This is a genomic window from Enterococcus sp. AMC2644, from assembly GCF_058216475.1.
Genome location: NZ_CM177095.1, coordinates 2,617,196 through 2,639,268 on the forward strand (window position 1 = coordinate 2,617,196; position 22,073 = coordinate 2,639,268).

Here is a 22,073-nt window from a genome sequence, read left to right on the forward strand (position 1 = left end):
TTAATCGGTTGCTGAGAATTTCTTTGTCAATATCAAATCATTAACTTTTTAGTTGTAAATAATTTGTTTTTCTATCTTTCCTTTGACAGCGTTTTTAAATGATGATACTTTTGTATTGGATGTAACTTATTTCTGTAATAACTATTTAGTTAATGGTTGAAAAGAGAAATTTATATCCAAAAAAATAATGAAAGGGCGGAAATAATGAGAAAAGTAAAAATGATTTTAGGAGCTATTTTGTTTTGTTTGTTTTTTTCAAGTAACGATTTGAAAGCGGATACTATTTATGATACAGATTTTACTGATGTTAGTGAATGGAATATGTATCAAGGAAATCCTTCTGGGAAATGGACAAATGAAAGCGGTTCTTTTTTTGTGGATGGAGGCGTGGGGAACAAAGCAGTCTTATCCAATCAAAAGCTTACTAATTTTACTTATGAAACAAAGATTAAAATTTCAGATCAAGATCCTGTAAATGGGGATACTTCAAGTGCTGAAGGTGGTATTTTATTTAGAGTACAAAATCCAAGCGACGGAGTGGATGGGTATGATGGCTATTATTTTGGGTTAGATATTGCCCAACAACAAGTAATTCTTGGTAAATCTAGAACAACTGGTTCACCATGGAGTGAAATTGCGAAAAAGAAAATGAAGTTAAGTTATAATCACACCTATACTTTAACTGTGAAAGTATCTGGTAGTCATATTCAGGGTTATGTTGATTTTAATGAAGAAAAAAATGATTTTCCTAAAATTGACGTGGTAGATACTGAGTTCACAGAAGGTTCGATTGGTTTGAGAAATCGCTTGGCAAAAGTTTCTTTTGAAAGCGCTTCTGTATCAAATTATAATGAAGCAGCTTTTGAAGGAGCTACTTATACAAATTCTATTTTACCTGGTGTAGCGGATCCGGATGTGCTATATCATGAGGGAACTTATTATCTTTATCCGACAACGACGACTGGTGAAGCTGGTGGTATTAAAGTATATACTTCGACGGACTTAACGAATTGGACTGATAAAGGATTGGCGATGACAGCCAACCAGAAAAATTGGGGAACAAGTGGCTTTTGGGCACCAGATATTATCGAACGTGATGGGAAATTTTATATGTATTATACGGCCAATGAACATCTTTGTGTAGCAGTAAGCGATTCCCCATTAGGTCCGTTTGAACAAGAAGAATGGGGGCCAATACATGCGGATACAAAAGAAATAGATGCCCATGTTTTTAAAGACGATGATGGCCAGTATTATCTTTACTTTGTACGATTTAACAATGGAAATGTTATTTGGGGAGCTAAATTAAATGACGACATGAAATCTATTGATGAAACGACATTAACTGAGCTTTTGGTTCCGTCGCAAGCCTGGGAGCAAGATATGGCTCGCGTAAATGAAGGTCCGTATATGTTGAAAAAAGATGGTGTCTATTATCTCACTTATTCAGGGGCTCATTTTGCAAGTCCAATGTATGGGTCTGGTTATGCAACCAGTGATAATCCACTAGGGACTTATGAAAAATATGAACACAACCCGATTATGCAATCAAATAGTGTTGCCCATGGGACAGGGCATCACGGAATTACAACTTCTCCAGACGGGAAGGAAATGTATATGGTTTATCATCGTCACTTAAATGGTGAACATGCGGATCCAAGAGAATTTGCTATTGATCAGTTGCGATTTACGACGGATGAAGATGGCAAAACTATTTTGGAAGCGCATGGTCCTACGGTAACGCAACAACCAGTTCCTTCAGGAGCTACTGACGTGAATAATTTTATTCAATTATCTTCTTTAGAAACAAAAGAAATTAGTATTACTGAAGGATCAGATCCAGCCACATGGGAACTCCCTCAAACAATTGATATTGTGACTTCAAAAAGTGAACTTAACAATGATTTAAAAGCAAACATTAACTGGGATATTTCAGAATATGACCCAGCTATCGAGTCGCAAGTTATCCATGGAACAGTCGTTCTACCAGATGGTGTCAGCAATTTGGGTAATCTATCTCTTGATGTTTCTTTAAAAGTTATAATTAGTCAGAGGGCTAATGATTATCAATCAACAGGAACTATCGAATTTGTTACTAGTACCGATGTTACACCTCCAGTCGATCCTAGTAATCCCACAAATCCGATTAAACCAATCGATCCTAATCATCCTGATGATTCTGAGCCGGGAACAACCGGTCCATTGTCCATTGACTTTGCTTCTAGTTTAAATTTTGGCAAACAAATAATTAGCTCGCAAGACAAAATTTATTACGCACAAAGTCAAAAATTTTTTGAAGTTAACGATAATGGCGAATTGGTTGGGAATCAGAAAACTGGACCGAATTATGTTCAAGTAACTGATAACCGTGGAAATGAGTCTGGCTGGTCTTTAAAAGTTAGTCAAGCTGGTCAATTTAAAACTGATGACGGAAAAGAACTTATTGGGGCAGTAATCACCCTGGGAAATGGAGAAGTGACATCTAATTCAACTTCTAACTTGCCAACAGGACAAAATAAAATTGTTTTAAATGCTAGTGGAGAACTATCTAATGTGATGGTTGCTGCTACTGGTAATGGTGCAGGAACCTCTCTACTAAAATGGGGAGATGAGCAAACTGCAGCAACAAGTATTTCCTTAGAAGTTCCTGGGAATACGACAAAAGTAGCTGATAAGTACCGTACAAAATTGAACTGGACATTAATGGATGTACCAGGAACTTAGTAAGAATAAAAGATGAGAGCTTGCTCTCATCTTTTATCTAATGAAAAAGGAGAAATAGATGTATGAAGTGGATCAAACAATTAACACTAGGGATACTTTTTTCTTATATGCTATTTTTTCATATAAGTAGTTCTGTAGAGGCTAGTCAATTTAATTTTGGTGTAACAACGAAACCTGCTGAAAGTCAAATTGATAAAAAGAAAACGTATTATGATTTAAAACTAGCTCCAGACACTTCAGAAATACTTGATGTGGAACTAAGGAATGATACCAATAAAGAAGTGGAGGTTGGAATTTCTGTAAATAGTACAACGACTAATTCTAATGTTAGTGTTGAATATGGAGAAAATAATTTACTGAAAGATGAAAGTTTGATCTATGATATTGCCGATTATGTCAATTATCCGGATTCAGTTATCCTAGATCCTAAAAGCTCAAAAACTATTTCTTTTGAAGTGAAGATGCCTGCCGATTCTTTTGATGGAATTTTAGCAGGAGGAATTACTTTCAAAGAAATTAATTCTGAACTAAGTTCAACAGATGATGAGCAAAATTTGTCAATTCAAAATGAATATTCTTACGTGGTCGCACTTTTGATGCGACAAACACTTGACCCAGTCACGCCTAATTTGAATTTAAAAGAGGTAAAACCAGATCAAATCAATGCTCGAAATATTATTTCGGCGTTACTACAAAATGATCAGAAGACATACATTAACCAAGTCGCTATTGAAACAAAAATTAGTAAGAAAAATTCTTCCGAAATTCTGTATCATGAAGAAAAAAGTGGCTTACAAATTGCACCTAATTCTCATTTTTATTTTCCAACAGCATTAAATGGAGAAACCCTACAGGCTGGCGATTATCACTTGTCGGTTTTTGTCTATGGAAACCCAGAAGATAATGGGAAATTTACTCATGAAATTGACGGAGAAACCGTTTCGTTTGGAGAATATTGGCAATTTGAAGAAACGTTTACAGTTGAAGAAACCATTGCTAAAGAGCTAAATAAAAAAGATGTGTCTATTGAAAAAGACTATACTTGGATTTATATCAGTCTTGTTGTTCTGCTTATTTTAGCGGTGCTTGTCTTATCTGTGTTACTTTTTAGAAATAGAAGAATAGATAAATAAAATGAATGGGGACTTCCAATAAATTAGTTATTATTTGAATAGATAACTATTTTGATTTTCCATTCTCAAATTTTGTTCAGTTTTATTAACACTAACAGAACTTTATTTCAATTTAATTTAAAGATTTTCAGAGGGATTGTTTTCATTTATTGCGACATTGTAATGAATACTCTAAAATAACATTAAAGGAGTGAACAAAGGAATGGAGCAATTAAAAGTAACTATTGTTTTCAATGGCAAAGAAATTTCCAACGGCATCGATTCTGCATCTATTGATACCATTGAAGAAGCAGAAAAAATTGTTAATGAGGCGATTGAAACCTTTATTCAGCGTTATAAATTGAATGACCTAGTCGCACAAAAAGTCCGCAAAGATTCATACTGGAATAAAGAAGTATTTCAACAAATGAACGAAGAGGATAGATATAGTGCAACTCACTCAAAAGAAATTTATGAGTTGTTTCAGCGCTATTTGCAAGAGTCTAATATGGAAAAAGCTCAGGCGGTTCGTTTAGCAAAGGAAAACATTGCTAATTATTATCAATTAATTACTAATTTAGAATATGAAGGATATGAAAGAGCAATTGCTAAGCAAATTGTGGAAAACAGCCCACGAAGAAAAGAACGATTGGAATTTACTGTGATGGTTTTAGGAGAGAAAGGGTATCAAAAACATAATAAAGAAATTGCTGAACTAAAAGGATTTTACGAATAAGAATGAATAAATAAAAATATCCAAACTATAGGGGATGGCTTTTTCGCAATCTCTCTATAGTTTGGATATTTTTGGTCTTTACTCTACAGGCAATGCTTTAGGAATAGATATCTCAATAAACTCATTGTCCTCAATAATTGTTATATCTTCATCAGAGTACAGTTCAGAAGGAATCTTAGCTAAAAAGTGTTTCTTTATTTCTTCAACCTCTTCTGAGTGAATTCTCCTCTTGCCATTTACAATTAAAATTTCATTATGGAGCGGTGCTTCAGTATAAATAACAGTAGTATTGCCCGCAGTGAAAACTTTAACCAATGAAGCATCGGTATTCTCGAGTTGTTGTTTGACTAATCGAGAGTGGCTGTTTGTTACATTTACCAACTTCATATCGCTCACCTCACATTCTCTTGTCTATAAGATAATTATATTTTTTTTTTAAGGAAATAGAAAGTAATATCTCTTAGAAAGGTAAAAAAAGTTGGTCAAAAAACAATATTTGACCAACTTTTTTTTAGATAGTAAATCTATTTTATTCTTTTTCAGCAACTACCACATTTTTTGTTGCAATGATTACTTTATCTTCAGTATTTAACGTTGCTTCTAACGAGTGTTCTGTAGGATGATCGAGGTAGAACTCAGCAATGCCATCTTCAATTTGCTCTTGAATAGTTCGACGCAGTGGACGAGCACCCATTGTTGGATCAAAACCTAATTCTACTAATTTTTCTTTTACTTCTGGAGTTACATCAATGTGTAAATGTTGTTGTTCTAACATACTATTTACTTCATCTAACATTAAAGCAACAATTTTCAATAGATTTTCTTTACTTAAGGCTTTGAATTCAATGATGCCATCAAAACGATTCAAAAATTCTGGTGTGAAGTAGTGATTCAATTGATTTAAGATAGAACGAGTAATTCCTTCTCTAGCAGCACCAAATCCTACATTAGCTTCTGCTTTACCAGAACCAGCATTGCTTGTCATGATGATTAAGGTATCTTTAAAGCTGACTGTACGTCCTTGTGCATCAGTTAACCGTCCATCATCTAAGATTTGCAAGAACATATGCAAGACATCTGGATGAGCTTTTTCTACTTCATCTAATAAAATTAGACTATAAGGATTACGACGTACTTTCTCAGTAAGTTGACCTGCTTCTTCATAACCCACATAACCTGGAGGAGAGCCGATTAGTTTTGAAATACTATGTTTTTCCATGTATTCTGACATGTCAAAACGAATCATCGCTTCTTCTGAACCAAACATTTCATAAGCCAATTGTTTGGCAAGTTCCGTTTTTCCGACACCAGTTGGACCTACGAATAAGAAGGAACCAATCGGACGATTTTTCTTACCTAGTCCAATTCGATTCCGACGAATTGCTTTGGCTACTTTATCAATTGCTTCGTCTTGTCCAATCACGTGAGCTTTTAAATCATTTGCTAAGTTTTTTAATTGCGCTTGTTCTTTTTCTTTTAGTTCACCCACTGGAATTCCTGTACGCTCTTCAACAATTTGTTCCATATTTTTTTCATCAATTACAGGTGTTTCTTCTTCTGTAATTTGGCGTTCTTTCATACTTTGCAATTTGTTGATTTGATCTCGATAATAAGCTGCTTTTTCAAAATCTTCTTCTTGAGAAGCTTGTTGTTTTTGCTGTTGCGCATCGGATAACTTTTTATCGATAACTTTTGGATCCACAAATTGAATGGTTAGATTCTCTTTTGAACCAGATTCATCTAAGAGGTCAATTGCTTTATCAGGTAAGAAACGATCTTGGATGTAACGATTTGAAAGGACGGCAGCAGCTCGAATCGCTTCATCTGTATATTTTACATGATGGTAGTCTTCGTAACGTGGTTGTAGCCCTTTTAAAATAGTGATGGTCTCTTCAACAGATGGTTCATCTACACGGACGGGTTGCATTCTACGTTCTAATGCAGCATCTTTTTCGATGATTCGATATTCGCTAAGTGTAGTTGCACCAACCATTTGTAGTTCGCCACGAGCCAATGCTGGTTTCAAAATATTGCCAGCATCAAGATTTCCATCACCAGCGCTACCAGCACCAACGATTTCATGTACTTCATCAATAAACAAGATAATATTTTTGGCTTGTTTGATTTCTTCAATTAATTTTTGCACACGTTCTTCAAACTGTCCACGAATTCCTGTTCCTTGAACTAGTGAAGCAACATCCAAACGAATGACTTCTTTATCTAAAAGTTTTTGAGGAACGTCACCATCGACAATCTTCTGTGCTAATCCTTCAACGACAGCTGTTTTACCTACGCCAGGTTCACCAATTAATACAGGATTATTTTTTGTTCGCCGATTTAGAATTTCAATGACACGTTTGATTTCTGAATCGCGACCAACAACTGGATCAATTTCACCATCCCGAGCTTGTTGAGTAATATTAATACCATATTCACCCAAAATTCCAGGTGTATTGTTGACAGGTGGTTGACCACCATTGAAATTATTTTGATTACCGCCAGCTTGAGTAGGAGGTGTCTGATTATACGAAGGAGTTCCTTGTTGCATTTGTTGAGACATTTGTCTAAACAAATCATCTAGACTACCAAAGCCAAATGGATCTTGAGGCATCGCATTTGTTGTTTGTTGACCTTTAATTTTTTGATAACAACTTTGACAATAATCAATTTGTTTTCTTTGTCCGCCGACATTTGCATATAAATGAATTGTCGCTTCATTTTTTCCACAATTTTGGCAAAGCATAGTGTCTCACGACCTTTCATATAGTTTTGTCTCTTGTAGTGAGTAATTAAATAAGGACAAAGAAGGCGTTTATTTGATTGACCAACTCTGACCTTTAATCCTATTATACAATCTTTTTTATGATGTGCAAGTATTTGAATTTGCAGTTTAGTCAAAAAGAATTATACTTTTAAGGTAGAAGATTTACTACTAAGTAAAGGAGAATGACTATGGAAAATAACCCTTACATTGATTTGCTAGATAAATTAAAAAAAGGAGAGATTGAAGAAATTGTAGTAGAAAGAGAAGATTTTTTTGCCTTTCGTGAAGTTTGGATTAATCGAGAAGACCGTACATCATTTGTTGGTGAAGCAGGTTTAAATGGTAAAATAATTTACCGCTATGAAATGGATGAAGAGTAAAAAGTAGTTTTCATAAGTATTTAATGATTTATTTGGTAAAACGGTTGTCTAACTACTAAAAAAATGGTAATCTTAACAATTGAAAGGGTGGTTAAATTCTATCTATTTAGATAAGAGTTGACAAAAGTAAGCCCTCACAAAAAATTAGATATCACTAAAGGAGATTGATAATATGGAAAAGAAAGATTTTCACGTAATTGCTGAGACAGGAATTCACGCACGTCCAGCAACTTTATTAGTTCAAACAGCGAGCAAATTTAACTCTGATGTTAACTTAGAGTACAAAGGTAAATCAGTTAACCTTAAATCAATCATGGGCGTTATGTCTTTAGGCGTTGGCCAAGGTTCTGACGTTACAATTACTGCAGAAGGTGCTGACGAAAAAGAAGCAATCGCTGCTATCGTTGAAACAATGCAAAAGGAAGGATTGTCTGAATAATGGTTGAAATGCTAAAGGGAATTGCGGCAAGTGATGGCGTAGCAGTTGCGAAGGCATACCTATTAGTTCAACCTGACTTAACTTTTACAAAAGTTACAGTTGAAGACACATCTGCTGAAGAAGCTCGTCTAGATGATGCACTAGCTAAATCTACTGAAGAATTAAAACAAATTCGCGATAAAGCTGCTCAAGCTTTAGGCGAAAAAGAAGCGCAAGTATTTGATGCTCATTTAATGGTTCTTAGTGATCCAGAAATGGTTGGTCAAATTAAGCAAAATATTTCAGACAATAAAGTTAATGCTGAATCTGCGTTAAAAGAAGTTACAGACATGTACATTGGTATGTTTGAAGCAATGGAAGATAATGCATATATGCAAGAGCGCGCTGCGGACATTCGTGACGTTGCGAAACGTGTATTAGCACATTTGTTGCAAGTAACTTTACCTAATCCATCTATGATTAATGAAGAAGTTGTTGTGATTGCACATGACTTAACACCGAGTGATACTGCGCAATTAGATCGTAATTTCGTTAAAGCATTCGTTACTAATATTGGTGGACGTACTTCTCACTCAGCGATTATGGCTCGTTCTTTAGAGATTCCAGCAATTGTAGGAACAAAAGATATCACTGAAAAAGTAAAAGCAGGTGATATTGTCGCTGTTAATGGTATTGAAGGCGATGTTATCGTCAACCCTACCGATGAACAAGCGGCAGAATTCCATAAAGCTGGTGAAGCTTTCGCTGCTCAAAAAACAGAATGGGAAAAACTAAAAAATTCTCAAACTGTTACCGCTGACGGTAAACATATCGAATTAGCAGCAAACATTGGTACACCTAAAGACTTAACAGGTGTTCATAACAATGGTGCTGAAGCTATCGGACTTTACCGCACAGAATTTTTATATATGGATGCTCCAGATTTTCCATCTGAAGAAGACCAATATGTAGCTTATAAGGCTGTATTGGAAGGGATGGATGGTAAACCTGTTGTCGTTCGTACAATGGATATTGGTGGCGATAAAGAATTGCCATATCTACAATTACCACATGAAATGAACCCTTTCTTGGGATATCGTGCTTTACGTATTAGTTTATCTGAACTAGGTGATGGTATGTTCCGTACCCAATTACGTGCATTGTTACGTGCTTCTGTTCATGGACAATTACGTATCATGTTCCCAATGGTTGCAACGCTGAAAGAATTCCGCGCTGCTAAAAAAATGTATGACGAAGAACGTCAAAAATTAGTTGACGAAGGTGTTGCAGTTGCTGAGGATATCCAAGTTGGTATCATGATTGAAATCCCTGCTGCAGCTGTTTTAGCTGACCGTTTTGCTAAAGAAGTTGACTTCTTCAGTATTGGAACAAATGACTTGATTCAATACACAATGGCAGCAGACCGTATGAACGAACAAGTTTCTTACTTGTATCAACCATATAATCCATCAATCTTACGTTTAATTAAAAATGTGGTTGATTCAGCGCATGCTGAAGGAAAATGGGCTGGTATGTGTGGAGAAATGGCTGGCGATCAAATGGCTGTTCCTTTATTAATGGGTATTGGTTTAGATGAGTTCTCAATGAGTGCGACATCTATTCTAAAAACTCGTAGCTTAATGAAACGTTTAGACACTACTAAAATGCAAGAACTTGCAAATCGTGCGCTGAAAGATTGCGACACAATGGAAGAAGTCGTTGCTTTAGTTGAAGAATACGTTGGTGAATAAGACTTTTTAAGGTTTTATTCTCAAAAATGAAAGGCTCTATCTCTCTAATTTTCCACGGGAGATAGAGCCTTTTTTTGTTCCTGAAAAATAACTAAATGCCAAATTAAATGCCATTTGCTTCTTTTTTAGAAACTAGCAAATTTCGCTAACTTATCCGCTGTAGCAATTTTTTGTTTTTGACTAACATGCGTGTAGATATTATTGGTTATTTCGATAGAAGCATAACCAAGTATTTCTTGAGCTTCTTTCATATCTATGCCAGCTTGATACAACATCGAAGCGTGTGTATGTCTCCAACCATGTGTTCCAATATTAGGAAGACCAACTGCTTCTGATAGTCTTTTAGATCGCATATACAATGATTGGCGTGTAGCATGCTCTCCATCAAAATTGGCAAAGACAATGTTTTGATTTTTAATATTTGATTGAAAAAAGAATTCTTTCTGATGTAATCGCCATTTTTTCAATATTTGACATGTTTTATTATCTAAACGAATTGTACGATAGGAACTTTTGGTCTTTGGTGGTCCAACCTCAAAGCCATTTTTTGCACGAGTGACAGTCTTGGAAATATTAAGAGTTTGTTGGTTGAAATCTATATCTGTTTCCCAATCTAGTGCAAGAGCTTCGCCTCCACGAATGCCTGTAAATGCTAGTACTCTATACATAACTAAATCCCATTCAGCAAAATATTTATACAACAAATTATTATTTTTTACTTCTAAAACCTTGTTATTCAAGTGAGTAAAAACTTTTTCAACTTCGTCCATTGTATAAAATTTGATTTTCTTAACTTCTGGATCATCAGTTATTTCTTTGGGACGAGTGACACGAATAAAAGGATTTTTTTCAATTATTTCTAGTGTTATTCCTAGCTCCATAATTTTTACGAGATATTGAACAATTACCTTGTACTGTTTCAATTTTTTCGATAATGAGTTTACTAAATCTTGTGCAATAATTGGTGAGATTTGACCTACTCTAATATGTCCAATTACAGGGAGTACGTGGTTTTTGTAGCGACCCCAAAAAGTTAGACCAAAAAATCTAACTTTTGGAGGTCGCTATTTCTATGGCAAAATATAGTTTTGAATTTAAATATAAACTCGTTCAAGAATACCTTGATGGAAAAGGAGGTTATCTATATTTATCAAAAAAATATGACATAACTGATACTTATCAACTACGAAAGTGGGTGAATACGTATAAAGAATTTGGAGAAGAAGGACTTTGTAGAAAACGTCAAAATAAAAAATATTCTGTTCAATTTAAGTTAAATGCGATAGAGTTGTATCAAACGAGTGAAATGTCCTATCGTGAGGTAGCTAATGCTCTAGGCATTAATAATCCTCCACTGATCGCTTCTTGGGTACGTAAGTTTCGTGACAGTGATGTTCAGGGACTTTCAAACCCGAAAGGACGTCCTTCTAATATGGCTAAGAAAAAAGAAAATAGAAAGAATACAACGACAAAAATAACGACTGATGAATCTGAACGCATCAAAGTATTAGAGAAACAAATACGTTCACTACAAATAGAGAATGCCTTTTTAAAAGAATTGAGGAAGCTGCGAAAACAGGAAGCCCAACAAAGACACAAGAATCAATCGCACGAATCATCGACAGCCTCCGAGGATCATTCAAATTAGTTGAGCTTCTTGAAGTCTTGAAATTTCCTAAAGCAACCTATATGTACTGGCAGAAACGTTTTAACCGTGTAAATCCAGATCAAGAAATAGAAAATCAAATGTTGGAGATTCGTAAGGAACATAAGGATTACGGCTGTCTTCGAATGACAAGAGAGCTAAAAAATAGAGGCTTCCACGTTAATAAAAAGAAAGTACAACGTTTGATAAAAAAATTAGGAATCGAAGTAACATCTTACACTAGAAAGTCACGAAAATATAGTTCTTACCGAGGTAAGGTCGGTACAATTGCGAAAAATCGTTTTCATCGACGTTTCTACACTACTATCTGTCATCAAAAAATTACTACTGATACAACAGAGTTTAAGTATTTTGAATCAGATACTAAAGGTGTTATTCGTCAGAAAAAGCTTTATTTAGATCCGTTTATGGATTTATACAACAGTGAAATTTTATCGTACAGAGTTTCAGAAAAGCCTAATGCACTCGCGATTATGGAAGGTTTAGAAGAAGCTATTCAAGTAACTAATGATTGTCCTTTTCGCAGAACTTTTCATTCAGATCAAGGATGGGCCTATCAAATGAAAATATACCGTAATAAGTTAAAGGAACACAAAATCTTTCAAAGTATGTCCCGTAAAGGAAATTGTTTAGATAACTCTCCAATGGAAAATTTTTTTAGTCTTTTAAAACAAGAAATTTTTCACGGTGAGATTTATCGTCGCTTTGATGAACTTAAAATAGCTATTGATCGTTATATTTACTACTACAATAATAAACGAATGAAAAAGAAATTAAACTGGAAAAGCCCTGTTCAATTTCGAAAAGCAGCATAGTTTATCACTTAATTATTCATTTTAGAACAGTAAAAAAGGAGTGGAATTCTCCACTCCTAAAAAGTCTAACTTTTTGGGGTCACAACAAAAGATAAGGTCTTTTATCTTACACGTAAAAAAGGAGTAGCCGTAGAGGTTACTCCTTTTTTATTATAAGTTTCTTTCTTTCCACCAATAATATACAGTGGCTGATAGACCCACAATGGTAATTACTAACCGTAATGGCCAAGTGTTGCCTTCAAAATCAAATATTGCGGAAAATAAACGAATAGCAGCGTTTATCGAGCAATATAGTATAGCTACTTTCATCCATTTTTTCATAGTTGCTACCACCTATCAAAGTTTTAACCAACCCAATGAGTTTTCTGAATTGTTTTGACTAATTTGGTTCTTTTACTATTAGAGTAGTATTTTATTATAGATTCTTGTCCAATTCTTGCTTCATACCCTGCTGGTGTTTTGGCCATAATATTTCTTAAATTTGAAGTAGGCCAGATGTCTGGATATTGGGTTTTCATACTTGAAGTTAGATCGTAAGCATCGATAGCGATATTTACACCAGGAATTTTACCAAGCAAATACTTGACTATTTCACTAGCTACTCGTTTAGATTTTGAGCTAAGAACATTTTTATCACCAGTCCACTTACTATAAGAAAAATTAGTATAACCTAAAGCTTTATAATCAGCAATACTATTAGGTCTTTTTGCTGATTTGAAACTCTTTAAATTAGGCCCAATGAAATCAGAAGAAGGTGCTTCGGGTAATAAAGAAGTTTCTTCAAAAGTACCATTATCGTACAAGATTTCTTCATTAATCTGTTCAACTGTATCTAATTCATCAATTTGTTCAATAGAATCTACCTCGTCTGCAAGTACATACACACTACTAATTGAAGGTATAACGGTTGATGATAATACTGATAATGTTAGACCTAATACAGCCATTTTTTTTATAAATATCATTATAACATTTTCCTTCCTAAAATTTATTATAAATAACAATAGGTATCCATTGTTATTTATAATAATGGTAGCACACTATTGATACAAAAAATTACTTTTATCCCAAACGTCGTAAATTCATGCCTGAACGTCATACTTTTTATGTGTAATTTTTCAAAAAATACATATACTAATAAATAAAACTACCCCTCATTTATGTAAATCAACGCCCCACACGTTTTATTTTCTCTTCCTATTATATACAAGCATTTTACGCCATACTAAATGCCATTTGATTTTAATTCTATTTAATTTAAATGTCAACGGCAGGTTTAAAATGTAGGAAAAGGGCAATTTAAAATTGTCGGTTTTCCTACATTTTTTGTATGCTTTTCTTATCCCAAAATAGCTGGAGGTTTGAGATGAGAAAAGACATACGTGAAGGAGTGATGATCTACGTGATCAATGAAATGAAACCTAATTATGCGGCACTCGCAAAACAATATGAGTGCGATTATCGTACAGTGAAGACCGCCTATGAAGAAGCGAAAGAAAAAGGGAAAAAAACGGTCGAACGAAAGAAACGATCAAGTAAACTAGATCCCTACAAAGAACTAATTCAAGAAAAACTGAAAGATCAATGTAGTGCATATAGTATCTTTAAATTTATTGAACGGAAAGGTTTTGATGGCAGTTACAGTTTGGTAAAAACCTACTGTCGAATATTCAAACAAGAAAAAGTACAGAAAGCGACCATTCGTGTGGAACATACCCCGGGTCTCTCGGCTCAGGTAGACTGGAAGGAAAATATGCGAATGGTGAGTAATCAAGGGGAGGTTTTTGAATTCAATCTCTTTTTGTATGTCCTTCCTTACTCGAAGAAAAAATTCATTACCCTCACCTTTGATCGTAAACAAGACACGCTTTTTGAATGTCTGGATGACGCGTTCTATCACACAGGAGGTGTCCCAAAGGAAATTTGGTTTGACAACATGCGCACAGTGATTGACCACTCTCGTAGTCAATTTTCCAAAGCACAGTTCAACGAACGATTCTATGCTTTTAGTAAAGACGCTGGATTTAACCCCCTTGCTTGTCGACCTTTTCGTCCTCAAACAAAAGGCTGTGTAGAAGCATTAGCTCGAACGATGGAACGCTTACGCGTCTATAATCATGAGTTCTACGATGCCGTTGAACTGATCCACTTAATCGATGACTTCTGTGCCGAACTAAATAGCGAAATTTCTCAGGCAACAGACGAAACACCGGATGAACGTTGGTTAGAAAATGAAAAAGAGCACCTGCGAGAATTGCCAGAAAATCTTTTGAATTCCTATTTTGAAGACTCTATTACCCGTAAAGTCACCAAGGAAGCCATGATTATTTTCCGCAAACGCAGATACTCTGTAGATCCTCGATATATCGGGAAGAAAGTTGAGATCGAGCTCTCCGATAAAGAAGATCAGGTACACATCTATTATAACGGAGAAATGATTCGTGTGCATCCGCTAACCGAACAATCACTGAACTACCATGAGGAAGATTACTTTCAAATCTTGAAATCAGATGTCATGAGTCATAAAGAGGACGATGATATTCGAGCGTATACGAGAGAAAGTTTAAAACAATATGATCAGCTGGAGGTTCCCGAATGAAAACAAGTCATTATCAAGAGTTAATGCATCATCTCGAACAATTAGGTTTACACCGAATGCGTGAATATGTTCCTAATTATATTGAGGTAGCCAATCGAGAAGAGCTTTCTTTAACGGAAGCTCTTCTCGAATTAACCCGGCAAGAAGCCATCCACCAACAGAAACAAAAGATGAACCGTGTCGTCACTCGTGCACGTTTTCCTAAGCGAACGAGTCTAGAAGAATTTGATTTTTCTTTTCAGCCAAGCATCAATAAACGAGAAATTCTCGATTTAAAACACATGGGCTTTGTGGAGAAACATGAAAATCTTGTGTTTATTGGTAGTCCAGGTGTAGGGAAAACACATTTGACGATTGCTTTGGGAATAGAAGCCTGTCACCAAGGATATCGAACCTTATTTATTACGTGTCATGAGCTGCTTCTACGCTTACATGCCGCCTATGAGAAAGGAACGTTACAACGTGTGCTCAATCGTTATGCGCGTTATGAGGTCTTAATTATTGACGAGATTGGTTATTTGCCTATTCAGAAACAGGAAGCAGATCTTCTTTTCCAACTTCTTGCCATGCGTTATGAACAGCATTCAACGATAGTGACAACCAATATTGCTTTGTCTCGATGGGGAGAGTTATTCCAAAGTCCAGAGATTGCGGCAGCTATTCTTGACCGCTTAGTTCATCATGTAAAAGTGTTCAAAATAACAGGCAAGTCCTATCGAATGAAAGATAATTTTTAACGGGTAGTCGCCAACTATTTTACTGCCCAAAACCTACATTTTTATTTTGCCGAAAACCTACAATTTTAAATTGCCCTTGACAATTTAAATTAACCAATTCCAGTTTTTTATAGAAAAAAAGCTGATATATTAACATTATGAAATGGGATATAACAGTAAAAAAACAATGAAACGTTTAGACACAACTAAAATGCAAGAACTTGCAAATCGTGCGCTGAAAGATTGCGACACAAAGGAAGAAGTCGTTGCTTTAGTTGAAGAATATGTTGGTGAATAAGACTTTTTAAGGTTTTATTCTCAAAAATCAAAAGGCTCTACCTCTTTAATTTGGTAGAGCTTTTTTGTGTTCTTAAAAAAACAATTAAATGCCGTTTGCTTGTTTTACTAATTAGTGAACTCGGTCTTTAGACTGGTTTTTAAATATTCAATTGATAGAAATAAAAAAACATGTAATAATTAAAGAAACAACTAAATATGAAAGAGTGGAAAATGGGATGAAAAAAGCTAAAATAAATAACAATGGAAGCAATAAAGTGGTTAAAACTAGTCTTACGGCAATCGTTTTATTAGGAATTTTGGTCGCAGGAGCCTTTGTTTTCTTTGAAAAAATTGAAAATGGCTATGTTGGGGTACGTTACTCAATTAATGGTGGGGTTCGTGATGAAACGTTAGGACAAGGAATTAAATTTGTAGGTTTGGATAAAGTAACTCAATATCCAATTAGATTACAAACAATTCAAGCTGAAAGTGTTTCGATTGCAACGTCAGATGGTAAAAAAACATCTGTAAATATCAAATATGATTATAAAATTGATCCAACCAAAACATCAGCAATGTATAAAGAATTTGGAAATATCACTTCTGCAGATATTGAAGAAGGTTGGTTAAAATCAAAATTACAAAAAGAAGCAAGAGAAGTTTACTCTCAATATACAATCTTAGACATCTTATCTGGGAAATCTTCTGAGGCGGAAGGTAGCTTATTATCAAATTTCTCTAAATCAGTTGAAACAAAAGGATTTGTTGTAGAAGATGTTACCGTAGGAGTTCCTGAAATTGATGCAGAAACACAAAAATCAATTGATGCGATTGTGTTATCTGGACAAGAAAATGAAAAAGCTAAACTGGACGCTGAAACAAAGAAAACGCAAGCTGATGCTAAAGCATATGAAATTACAAAACAAGCCGAAGCTGAAGCCGAAGCGAATAAAAAAATTGCTGAATCAGTGACTGAAAATCTTATTAAATATGAAGAAGCTCAAGCTCGCAAAGAACATGGCTGGGTTACAGTCAATGGTGCGAATGCTGTTGTTACAGATGGTGAGTAAATATGTTATTTTTTATTTTTAGAATAGTATTAATTGTCGTAGCAGTGATTGCTATCTTTTCTTTAATAGTAGAATTAAAGAAAAAGAAAACAGAAGATCGGGAAAAAGATAGTTCTAAAGATAATTCTGATGAAACAGAAGATGACAGCTGGGGTGAATTTTAAATAGTTTTAATTTGAATGAGACCAGAAATGAAAGAATAAAAAATCTTATACGAATAGAACCTCGAATAGTGGACGTTAAAAAAGTTCATCTATTTGAGGTTCTGTTTGTATAAAGTGATCTTTTTATTGATGATTTTTAAACTAATATTTCTTTATACAGACGCAAAACATTTTGATGGAAAATCTTTTCAATTTCTGATGTAGTGAATCCAGCTTTTTTAAAAGCCTGATAAATGATGGGAAAAATAGTTGCGTCAGGTAATTCATGATTCACTGGAATCCCATCGAAGTCGGAACCAAAACCAATAACATCAATACCGCCCACTTTTTTCATATGAGTAGCATGTGTGACTAATTGGTTAATTAAATGGTAACTTTGCTGTTCGGTTCTTAAAAAATCTTCAGCAAAATTCAAGCCAATGACACCGCCACGCTCAGCAATTTTTTTAATTAAGTGATCTGGTAAATTACGGAAATGAGGACAACATGTACGAGCATTGGAATGGCTAGCTACAAATGGAGCAGTGGTATAAGTTAGAACATCTTCTACTAATTGATCAGAACCATGGGAAACATCAATAATCATGCCTAATTCATTCATCGCTTGTACAATCTCAACACCAGTTTTGGTTAAGCCTTGTTGAGGGGAGAGCATTTTTGTCTCAGCGTTCCAATAACGAGCATTAGGAAAACCAATCTCATTTGTATAGTTCCAAGTTAATGTCAACATACGTACGCCTAATTGGTAAAACTCAACTAGTTTTTCAACACTGCCTTCAAGAGGAGCGCCTTCTTCCATCGTTAACAAGGCACTTAAAACTTGTTGCTGGTCATTCTGAATAATTTCTTCATAGCGAGTGACAGGTCGAATTATTTGAGAATATTGTTCCATCTGATTATAAAAACAGTCAATCATTGCTTTAGCTGTTTGATAGGGCGAAACTTCGGCTTCTTTGTCTAGAAAAATAGCAAAATTTTGTAATAAGTAATCACCTTGTTTCATTTTTTCTAAATCAATTTGCAAATTATTTTCAGATAAATTTTCAGTTGAAGTGAAAATTCTCATGATTGTATCGCAATGCATATCAATAACTTTCAATTAAAGCACCTCCAAAATGTATATTCACCGTATCATGAAAAGTTAAAATAAACTAGATATATTTATAAAAATTCATGAAAACTAACGAACAATTTTGTAATACTAAAAATAAAAAGCTTGAATTGATAGTCTTTTGAAAATAAAATGTAAAAATAGTCTGGAAACTAAGACTATAGTTGGAGTATTCTAAGGTTGGGCTGTGATATACTGAGTAATAAATATAACAAGGGAGGAGACCTTTTTGAAAGTACTTCTTTATTTAGAAGGAGAACGAATGTTAGCAAAGTCAGGAATCGGTCGTGCCTTTGAACATCAGAAAAAAGCATTGGAATGTGCTGGGGTAGATTTCACAGTAGATGCCAATGATGATTATGACATTTTACACATTAATACGTATGGATTTAAAAGTCGTCGAATGATTCGACGAGCCAAAAAAAATGGGAAAAAAGTCGTATATCATGCGCATTCAAACGCGGAAGATTTTCGTAATTCGTTTATCGGATCCAATCAAGTTGCTTCATTATATAAAAAATATTTAATTTACTTGTATTCTCATAGTGATCATTTAATTACACCAACTGTTTATGCTAAAAAGATTTTAGAAGATTATGGAATCAGTCGTCCAATTAGTGTAGTTTCTAATGGAATCGATTTAGAGAAGTATCAAATAAATAAAGAGAAAGAAGAGAAATTTCGATCGTTCTTTCAATTGAAACCAAAACAAAAAGTGATTATTTCTGTGGGCTTATATTTCCATCGGAAGGGTTTAACGGACTTTATTGAAGTTGCTAAACAATTACCTCAATACACATTTATTTGGTTTGGTTATACACCAATGTATACAATACCTAAAGATATTCGGGCTATTGTCAAAGGAAATCATCCAGAGAATGTTATTTTTCCAGGATATATTAAGGGCGAAATCATTGAAGGAGCCTATTCAAATGCAGATCTATTTTTCTTTCCTTCTTATGAAGAAACGGAAGGAATCGTTGTTTTAGAAGCATTAGCTAGTCATCAAAATGTATTAGTTAGAGATATTCCTGTATATGAAGGCTGGTTAAAAAAAGATTACAATGCTTATATGGGAACAACAAATGCAGAATTTTGTCAAAAGATTACAGAAATTATTGAGAAGCAAGTACCTGATCTAACACAAGCTGGTTATGAAACGGCACAATCAAAAAGTATTCAGCAAATAGGAACAGAATTAAAAAAAGTCTATGAAACTGTGCTGAAGGGGAGTGCAGTAGACAATCGGAGTTTGGAGGGAATGTCGTGAAGGTTGGTTTCTTTACAGATACTTACTTGCCGCAAGTAAGTGGTGTCGCTACATCTATTCAGACATTAAAAGATGAATTAGAAAAAATGGGGCACGAGGTGTTTATTTTTACGACCACTGACCCTAATGCACCAGAACTTGAAGAAGGGATTATTCGAATGCCAAGCGTACCGTTTATTTCGTTTAAAGATCGCCGAATTGTGGTACGTGGTATGTGGTATGCTTATTTGATTGCTAAAGAATTAGAATTAGATTTAATTCATACCCATACAGAGTTTGGTGCAGGTCTTTTAGGTAAAATGGTAGGAAAAAAAATGCGGATACCAGTTATTCATACGTATCATACAATGTATGAAGATTATCTTCATTATATTGCAAAAGGAAAAGTTGTTCGTCCAGTTCATGTGAAATATTTTTCTCGACTATTTGCTAATCATTCGACAGGAGTAGTCTGTCCGAGTCAGCGAGTTATAGAAAAACTAGAAAGCTACGGTGTAGTTGCGCCTATGCGCATTATTCCAACTGGAATTGAGATTGAAAAGTTTCAACGTCCTGATATTACGGAAGAAATGAAACAAGACTTACGCACGTCATTAGGCATTACAAAAAATCAATTGATGGTATTATCGTTAAGTCGTATATCTTATGAAAAAAATATTCAAGCAATTATTCAAGGCTTGCCAGAAGTGATTAATGTTTTACCAGACATTCGTATGGTTATTGTAGGTAAAGGTCCGTATAAAGAAGAATTAGAAGAACTAGTTGCCGAAAAAGCTTTAACGGAATATATCCAATTTGTTGGTGAAATACCAAATGAGGAAGCCGCTTTGTACTACCAAGCGGCAAATTATTTCGTCAGTGCGTCAACGTCGGAAACGCAAGGATTAACATATACTGAAGCAATGGCAGCCGGAACGCAAATGGTTGTTGAAGGCAATGATTATTTAAACACCTTGATTAGTGATCCATCTTTTGGGGTGACATTTGAAAAAGACGAAGATTTTGCTTCTTGCTTTGTTGAATATGTACAAGCGGGTATTCAGAAAAATCAAGAAGTATTGAATCAAAAAATGTATGAAATTTCAGCTGAGTATTTTGGAAAAGCCATGATTGAATTTTATAATGATATGATTACTTTTTATGAGGAAAACCATTCAGAAAATGAATTAACGGAAACGATGGATAAATTAAAAACACGTTTACGATCATTTAAAGGAACTTCGGAATAAATTATATTCAAGTTCACGTTTTTAGCGTATACTAAAAATGTGAACTTTTTTTGAGGAGGAATCACTATGAAAATTGGATTTATTGGAACAGGTGTTATGGGACATGCTATTGTGGAACATTTAATGGCTGCAGATCATGATGTAACTGTCTATAATCGGACAAAAAGTAAAACTGATGATCTAGTAGCAAAAGGTGCTACGTGGCAAGACTCACCAAAAGCAGTAGCAGAAATAAGTGAATTGATTTTTACTATGGTTGGCTATCCCCAAGATGTTGAGGAAACATATTATAATGAAGATACGGGGATTTTTGCGACAGATATTGAGGGTAAAATTATTGTTGATTTAACAACAAGCACGCCTTCTTTAGCTGTTAAAATTGCTCAAACTGCTCAAGAGAGAGGTGCAGAAAGCTTAGATGCGCCAGTATCAGGCGGTGATTTAGGTGCAAAAAATGGCACATTAACAATTATGGTAGGTGGTTCAGAAACAGCTTATCAAAAAGTCTTACCTATTTTTCAACAATTCGGTAAAACTTATACGTTACATGGTGATTCTGGTAAAGGTCAACATGCTAAAATGGCCAATCAAATTATGATTGCTGGTACGATGACCGGGATGACAGAAATGCTGGTTTATGCAAATCAAGCAGGATTAGATTTGAACAAAACGTTGGATACATTAGCTGGCGGAAGTGCAGCCAATTGGTCAATGATTAATTATAGTCCACGTATTTTGGCAGAAAATTATTCTCCAGGTTTTTTCGTAAAACATTTTGTTAAAGATTTAAAAATTGCTTTAGATGAAGCGAATAAAATGGAAATCGATTTACCAAGTACAACTTTGGCTAAACAACTCTATGAAAAACTAGAAAATGCTGGTTATGGAGAAGATGGCACACAGGCTTTAATTAAACTTTGGTGGCAAGATGGGAAAAAATCTTAAAATTTAAAAAAATTTTGCAAAAACAATGCACGTGGCTCAGTCATTTGATACAATGTAACAGAAATGAAAAAAGGGAGGGACTACGAATGAAAAGTTCGCAATTAGTCGCTATCATCAAACGTCTTGAAGCTATGATTGAAGCGCAAGACAGTGAGGTACAAGTACGTCGTTTTGAAAAAGAAGGCGTGGAAAAATGTATCGTCACTTATGACAACTCGACAGAGACCTTTGAATTAACGGAAGCTGAATCTAGTCAGCCGTATCAATTTGATAATGTTGATATTGTTGCAATGGAAATTTACGATTTAATTCAATAGTAAAAAA

22 protein-coding genes are annotated in these 22,073 nt (G+C 34.7%); 16 read left to right on the forward strand and 6 right to left on the reverse strand.

The genetic code is table 11. The features are described 5' to 3' along the window. Positions 1-204 precede the first annotated feature (204 nt). The 3 genes from AC4BC5_RS12735 (at position 205) to AC4BC5_RS12745 (ending at position 4,572) form a co-directional block, all read left to right on the forward strand. Positions 205-2,724 (forward strand): WxL domain-containing protein, encoded by a 2,520-nt coding sequence (locus tag AC4BC5_RS12735; RefSeq protein ID WP_490495738.1) that lies wholly within the window; start codon positions 205-207, stop codon positions 2,722-2,724. 62 nt (positions 2,725-2,786) lie between these two features. Then, a complete protein-coding gene (locus tag AC4BC5_RS12740) occupies positions 2,787-3,857 on the forward strand; it encodes a WxLIP family cell surface protein (protein WP_490495739.1) in 1,071 nt (356 codons plus the stop codon). Between the two features lie 202 nt (positions 3,858-4,059). After that, on the forward strand, positions 4,060-4,572 hold the full coding sequence (locus AC4BC5_RS12745; RefSeq protein ID WP_490495740.1) for a hypothetical protein: 513 nt from the start codon (positions 4,060-4,062) through the stop codon (positions 4,570-4,572). A 78-nt stretch (positions 4,573-4,650) separates the two neighbouring features. On the opposite strand, the gene AC4BC5_RS12750 is transcribed toward AC4BC5_RS12745, so the two are convergent. After that, complete coding sequence (locus tag AC4BC5_RS12750; RefSeq protein WP_490495741.1) at positions 4,651-4,959, reverse strand: DUF1827 family protein; 309 nt, start codon at positions 4,957-4,959, stop codon at positions 4,651-4,653. Positions 4,960-5,101: 142 nt separating this feature from the next. Beyond that, positions 5,102-7,315, reverse strand: coding sequence for an ATP-dependent Clp protease ATP-binding subunit (locus AC4BC5_RS12755; RefSeq protein ID WP_490495742.1), 2,214 nt, complete (start codon positions 7,313-7,315; stop codon positions 5,102-5,104). A 209-nt stretch (positions 7,316-7,524) separates the two neighbouring features. Here AC4BC5_RS12755 and ykzS point away from each other — a divergent pair, with 209 nt between their 5' ends. The 3 genes from ykzS (at position 7,525) to ptsP (ending at position 9,885) form a co-directional block, all read left to right on the forward strand. After that, positions 7,525-7,716, forward strand: coding sequence for a protein YkzS (ykzS, locus tag AC4BC5_RS12760; protein WP_490495743.1), 192 nt, complete (start codon positions 7,525-7,527; stop codon positions 7,714-7,716). A 172-nt stretch (positions 7,717-7,888) separates the two neighbouring features. Further along, positions 7,889-8,155: a phosphocarrier protein HPr gene (locus AC4BC5_RS12765; protein WP_016175407.1), complete on the forward strand. Its 267-nt coding sequence runs from the start codon at positions 7,889-7,891 to the stop codon at positions 8,153-8,155. Next, positions 8,155-9,885, forward strand: coding sequence for a phosphoenolpyruvate--protein phosphotransferase (gene ptsP / locus AC4BC5_RS12770; RefSeq protein WP_490495744.1), 1,731 nt, complete (start codon positions 8,155-8,157; stop codon positions 9,883-9,885). Before AC4BC5_RS12765 ends, ptsP begins: the two co-directional genes overlap by 1 nt. A 125-nt stretch (positions 9,886-10,010) precedes the next feature. Here ptsP and AC4BC5_RS12775 read toward each other — a convergent pair whose 3' ends face one another. Next, complete coding sequence (locus AC4BC5_RS12775) at positions 10,011-10,808, reverse strand: tyrosine-type recombinase/integrase (RefSeq protein WP_490495745.1); 798 nt, start codon at positions 10,806-10,808, stop codon at positions 10,011-10,013. 149 nt (positions 10,809-10,957) lie between these two features. Between AC4BC5_RS12775 and AC4BC5_RS12780 the strand changes: the two genes are divergently transcribed. Continuing rightward, on the forward strand, positions 10,958-11,533 hold the full coding sequence (locus AC4BC5_RS12780) for a transposase (RefSeq protein ID WP_490495746.1): 576 nt from the start codon (positions 10,958-10,960) through the stop codon (positions 11,531-11,533). Continuing rightward, a complete protein-coding gene (locus tag AC4BC5_RS12785) occupies positions 11,503-12,366 on the forward strand; it encodes an IS3 family transposase (RefSeq protein WP_490497551.1) in 864 nt (287 codons plus the stop codon). Before AC4BC5_RS12780 ends, AC4BC5_RS12785 begins: the two co-directional genes overlap by 31 nt. 150 nt (positions 12,367-12,516) lie before the next feature. Here the strand turns inward: AC4BC5_RS12785 and AC4BC5_RS12790 are convergent, their stop codons facing one another. Continuing rightward, positions 12,517-12,687, reverse strand: coding sequence for a hypothetical protein (locus tag AC4BC5_RS12790; RefSeq protein ID WP_490495747.1), 171 nt, complete (start codon positions 12,685-12,687; stop codon positions 12,517-12,519). A 23-nt stretch (positions 12,688-12,710) separates the two neighbouring features. Further along, positions 12,711-13,331 (reverse strand): hypothetical protein, encoded by a 621-nt coding sequence (locus AC4BC5_RS12795; RefSeq protein ID WP_490495748.1) that lies wholly within the window; start codon positions 13,329-13,331, stop codon positions 12,711-12,713. A gap of 401 nt (positions 13,332-13,732) precedes the next feature. Here AC4BC5_RS12795 and istA point away from each other — a divergent pair, with 401 nt between their 5' ends. From istA to AC4BC5_RS12815, 4 genes are all read left to right on the forward strand, one after another. Further along, complete coding sequence (gene istA / locus AC4BC5_RS12800; RefSeq protein ID WP_490495749.1) at positions 13,733-14,965, forward strand: IS21 family transposase; 1,233 nt, start codon at positions 13,733-13,735, stop codon at positions 14,963-14,965. Next, positions 14,962-15,702, forward strand: coding sequence for an IS21-like element helper ATPase IstB (gene istB / locus AC4BC5_RS12805; RefSeq protein WP_490495750.1), 741 nt, complete (start codon positions 14,962-14,964; stop codon positions 15,700-15,702). Before istA ends, istB begins: the two co-directional genes overlap by 4 nt. Positions 15,703-16,196: 494 nt before the next feature. Next, positions 16,197-17,030, forward strand: a complete 834-nt coding sequence (locus AC4BC5_RS12810; RefSeq protein WP_490495751.1) for an SPFH domain-containing protein — start codon at positions 16,197-16,199, stop codon at positions 17,028-17,030. 2 nt (positions 17,031-17,032) lie between these two features. Next, a complete protein-coding gene (locus AC4BC5_RS12815; protein WP_490495752.1) occupies positions 17,033-17,194 on the forward strand; it encodes a hypothetical protein in 162 nt (53 codons plus the stop codon). A 136-nt stretch (positions 17,195-17,330) separates the two neighbouring features. On the opposite strand, the gene AC4BC5_RS12820 is transcribed toward AC4BC5_RS12815, so the two are convergent. After that, a complete protein-coding gene (locus AC4BC5_RS12820) occupies positions 17,331-18,293 on the reverse strand; it encodes a dipeptidase (RefSeq protein WP_490495753.1) in 963 nt (320 codons plus the stop codon). Between the two features lie 241 nt (positions 18,294-18,534). Here AC4BC5_RS12820 and AC4BC5_RS12825 point away from each other — a divergent pair, with 241 nt between their 5' ends. The 4 genes from AC4BC5_RS12825 (at position 18,535) to AC4BC5_RS12840 (ending at position 22,066) form a co-directional block, all read left to right on the forward strand. Next, positions 18,535-19,575 carry an LTA glycolipid anchor biosynthesis glycosyltransferase, IagA/BgsA family gene (locus tag AC4BC5_RS12825; protein WP_490495754.1) on the forward strand — a complete coding sequence of 347 codons (1,041 nt, stop codon included), beginning with the start codon at positions 18,535-18,537 and terminating at the stop codon, positions 19,573-19,575. Further along, positions 19,572-20,804 carry a glycosyltransferase family 4 protein gene (locus tag AC4BC5_RS12830; RefSeq protein ID WP_490495755.1) on the forward strand — a complete coding sequence of 411 codons (1,233 nt, stop codon included), beginning with the start codon at positions 19,572-19,574 and terminating at the stop codon, positions 20,802-20,804. The genes AC4BC5_RS12825 and AC4BC5_RS12830 overlap by 4 nt, the downstream gene beginning before the upstream one ends. A 66-nt stretch (positions 20,805-20,870) precedes the next feature. Further along, on the forward strand, positions 20,871-21,749 hold the full coding sequence (locus AC4BC5_RS12835) for an NAD(P)-dependent oxidoreductase (RefSeq protein ID WP_490495756.1): 879 nt from the start codon (positions 20,871-20,873) through the stop codon (positions 21,747-21,749). Positions 21,750-21,835: 86 nt separating this feature from the next. After that, entirely contained in the window at positions 21,836-22,066 is a 231-nt protein-coding gene (locus AC4BC5_RS12840) for a YkuJ family protein (RefSeq protein WP_490495757.1), read from the forward strand. Positions 22,067-22,073 lie beyond the last annotated feature (7 nt).

Excerpts from the sequence above, each read along its gene's own strand:
- AC4BC5_RS12735 (WP_490495738.1), top strand. The coding sequence starts at position 205 with ATGAGAAAAGTAAAAATGATTTTAGGAGCTATTTTGTTTTGTTTGTTT.
- AC4BC5_RS12740 (WP_490495739.1), top strand. The coding sequence starts at position 2,787 with ATGAAGTGGATCAAACAATTAACACTAGGGATACTTTTTTCTTATATG.
- AC4BC5_RS12745 (WP_490495740.1), top strand. The coding sequence starts at position 4,060 with ATGGAGCAATTAAAAGTAACTATTGTTTTCAATGGCAAAGAAATTTCC.
- AC4BC5_RS12750 (WP_490495741.1), bottom strand. The coding sequence starts at position 4,959 with ATGAAGTTGGTAAATGTAACAAACAGCCACTCTCGATTAGTCAAACAA.
- AC4BC5_RS12755 (WP_490495742.1), bottom strand. The coding sequence starts at position 7,315 with ATGCTTTGCCAAAATTGTGGAAAAAATGAAGCGACAATTCATTTATAT.
- ykzS (WP_490495743.1), top strand. The coding sequence starts at position 7,525 with ATGGAAAATAACCCTTACATTGATTTGCTAGATAAATTAAAAAAAGGA.
- AC4BC5_RS12765 (WP_016175407.1), top strand. The coding sequence starts at position 7,889 with ATGGAAAAGAAAGATTTTCACGTAATTGCTGAGACAGGAATTCACGCA.
- ptsP (WP_490495744.1), top strand. The coding sequence starts at position 8,155 with ATGGTTGAAATGCTAAAGGGAATTGCGGCAAGTGATGGCGTAGCAGTT.
- AC4BC5_RS12780 (WP_490495746.1), top strand. The coding sequence starts at position 10,958 with ATGGCAAAATATAGTTTTGAATTTAAATATAAACTCGTTCAAGAATAC.
- AC4BC5_RS12790 (WP_490495747.1), bottom strand. The coding sequence starts at position 12,687 with ATGAAAAAATGGATGAAAGTAGCTATACTATATTGCTCGATAAACGCT.
- AC4BC5_RS12795 (WP_490495748.1), bottom strand. The coding sequence starts at position 13,331 with ATGATATTTATAAAAAAAATGGCTGTATTAGGTCTAACATTATCAGTA.
- istA (WP_490495749.1), top strand. The coding sequence starts at position 13,733 with ATGAGAAAAGACATACGTGAAGGAGTGATGATCTACGTGATCAATGAA.
- istB (WP_490495750.1), top strand. The coding sequence starts at position 14,962 with ATGAAAACAAGTCATTATCAAGAGTTAATGCATCATCTCGAACAATTA.
- AC4BC5_RS12810 (WP_490495751.1), top strand. The coding sequence starts at position 16,197 with ATGAAAAAAGCTAAAATAAATAACAATGGAAGCAATAAAGTGGTTAAA.
- AC4BC5_RS12815 (WP_490495752.1), top strand. The coding sequence starts at position 17,033 with ATGTTATTTTTTATTTTTAGAATAGTATTAATTGTCGTAGCAGTGATT.
- AC4BC5_RS12835 (WP_490495756.1), top strand. The coding sequence starts at position 20,871 with ATGAAAATTGGATTTATTGGAACAGGTGTTATGGGACATGCTATTGTG.
- AC4BC5_RS12840 (WP_490495757.1), top strand. The coding sequence starts at position 21,836 with ATGAAAAGTTCGCAATTAGTCGCTATCATCAAACGTCTTGAAGCTATG.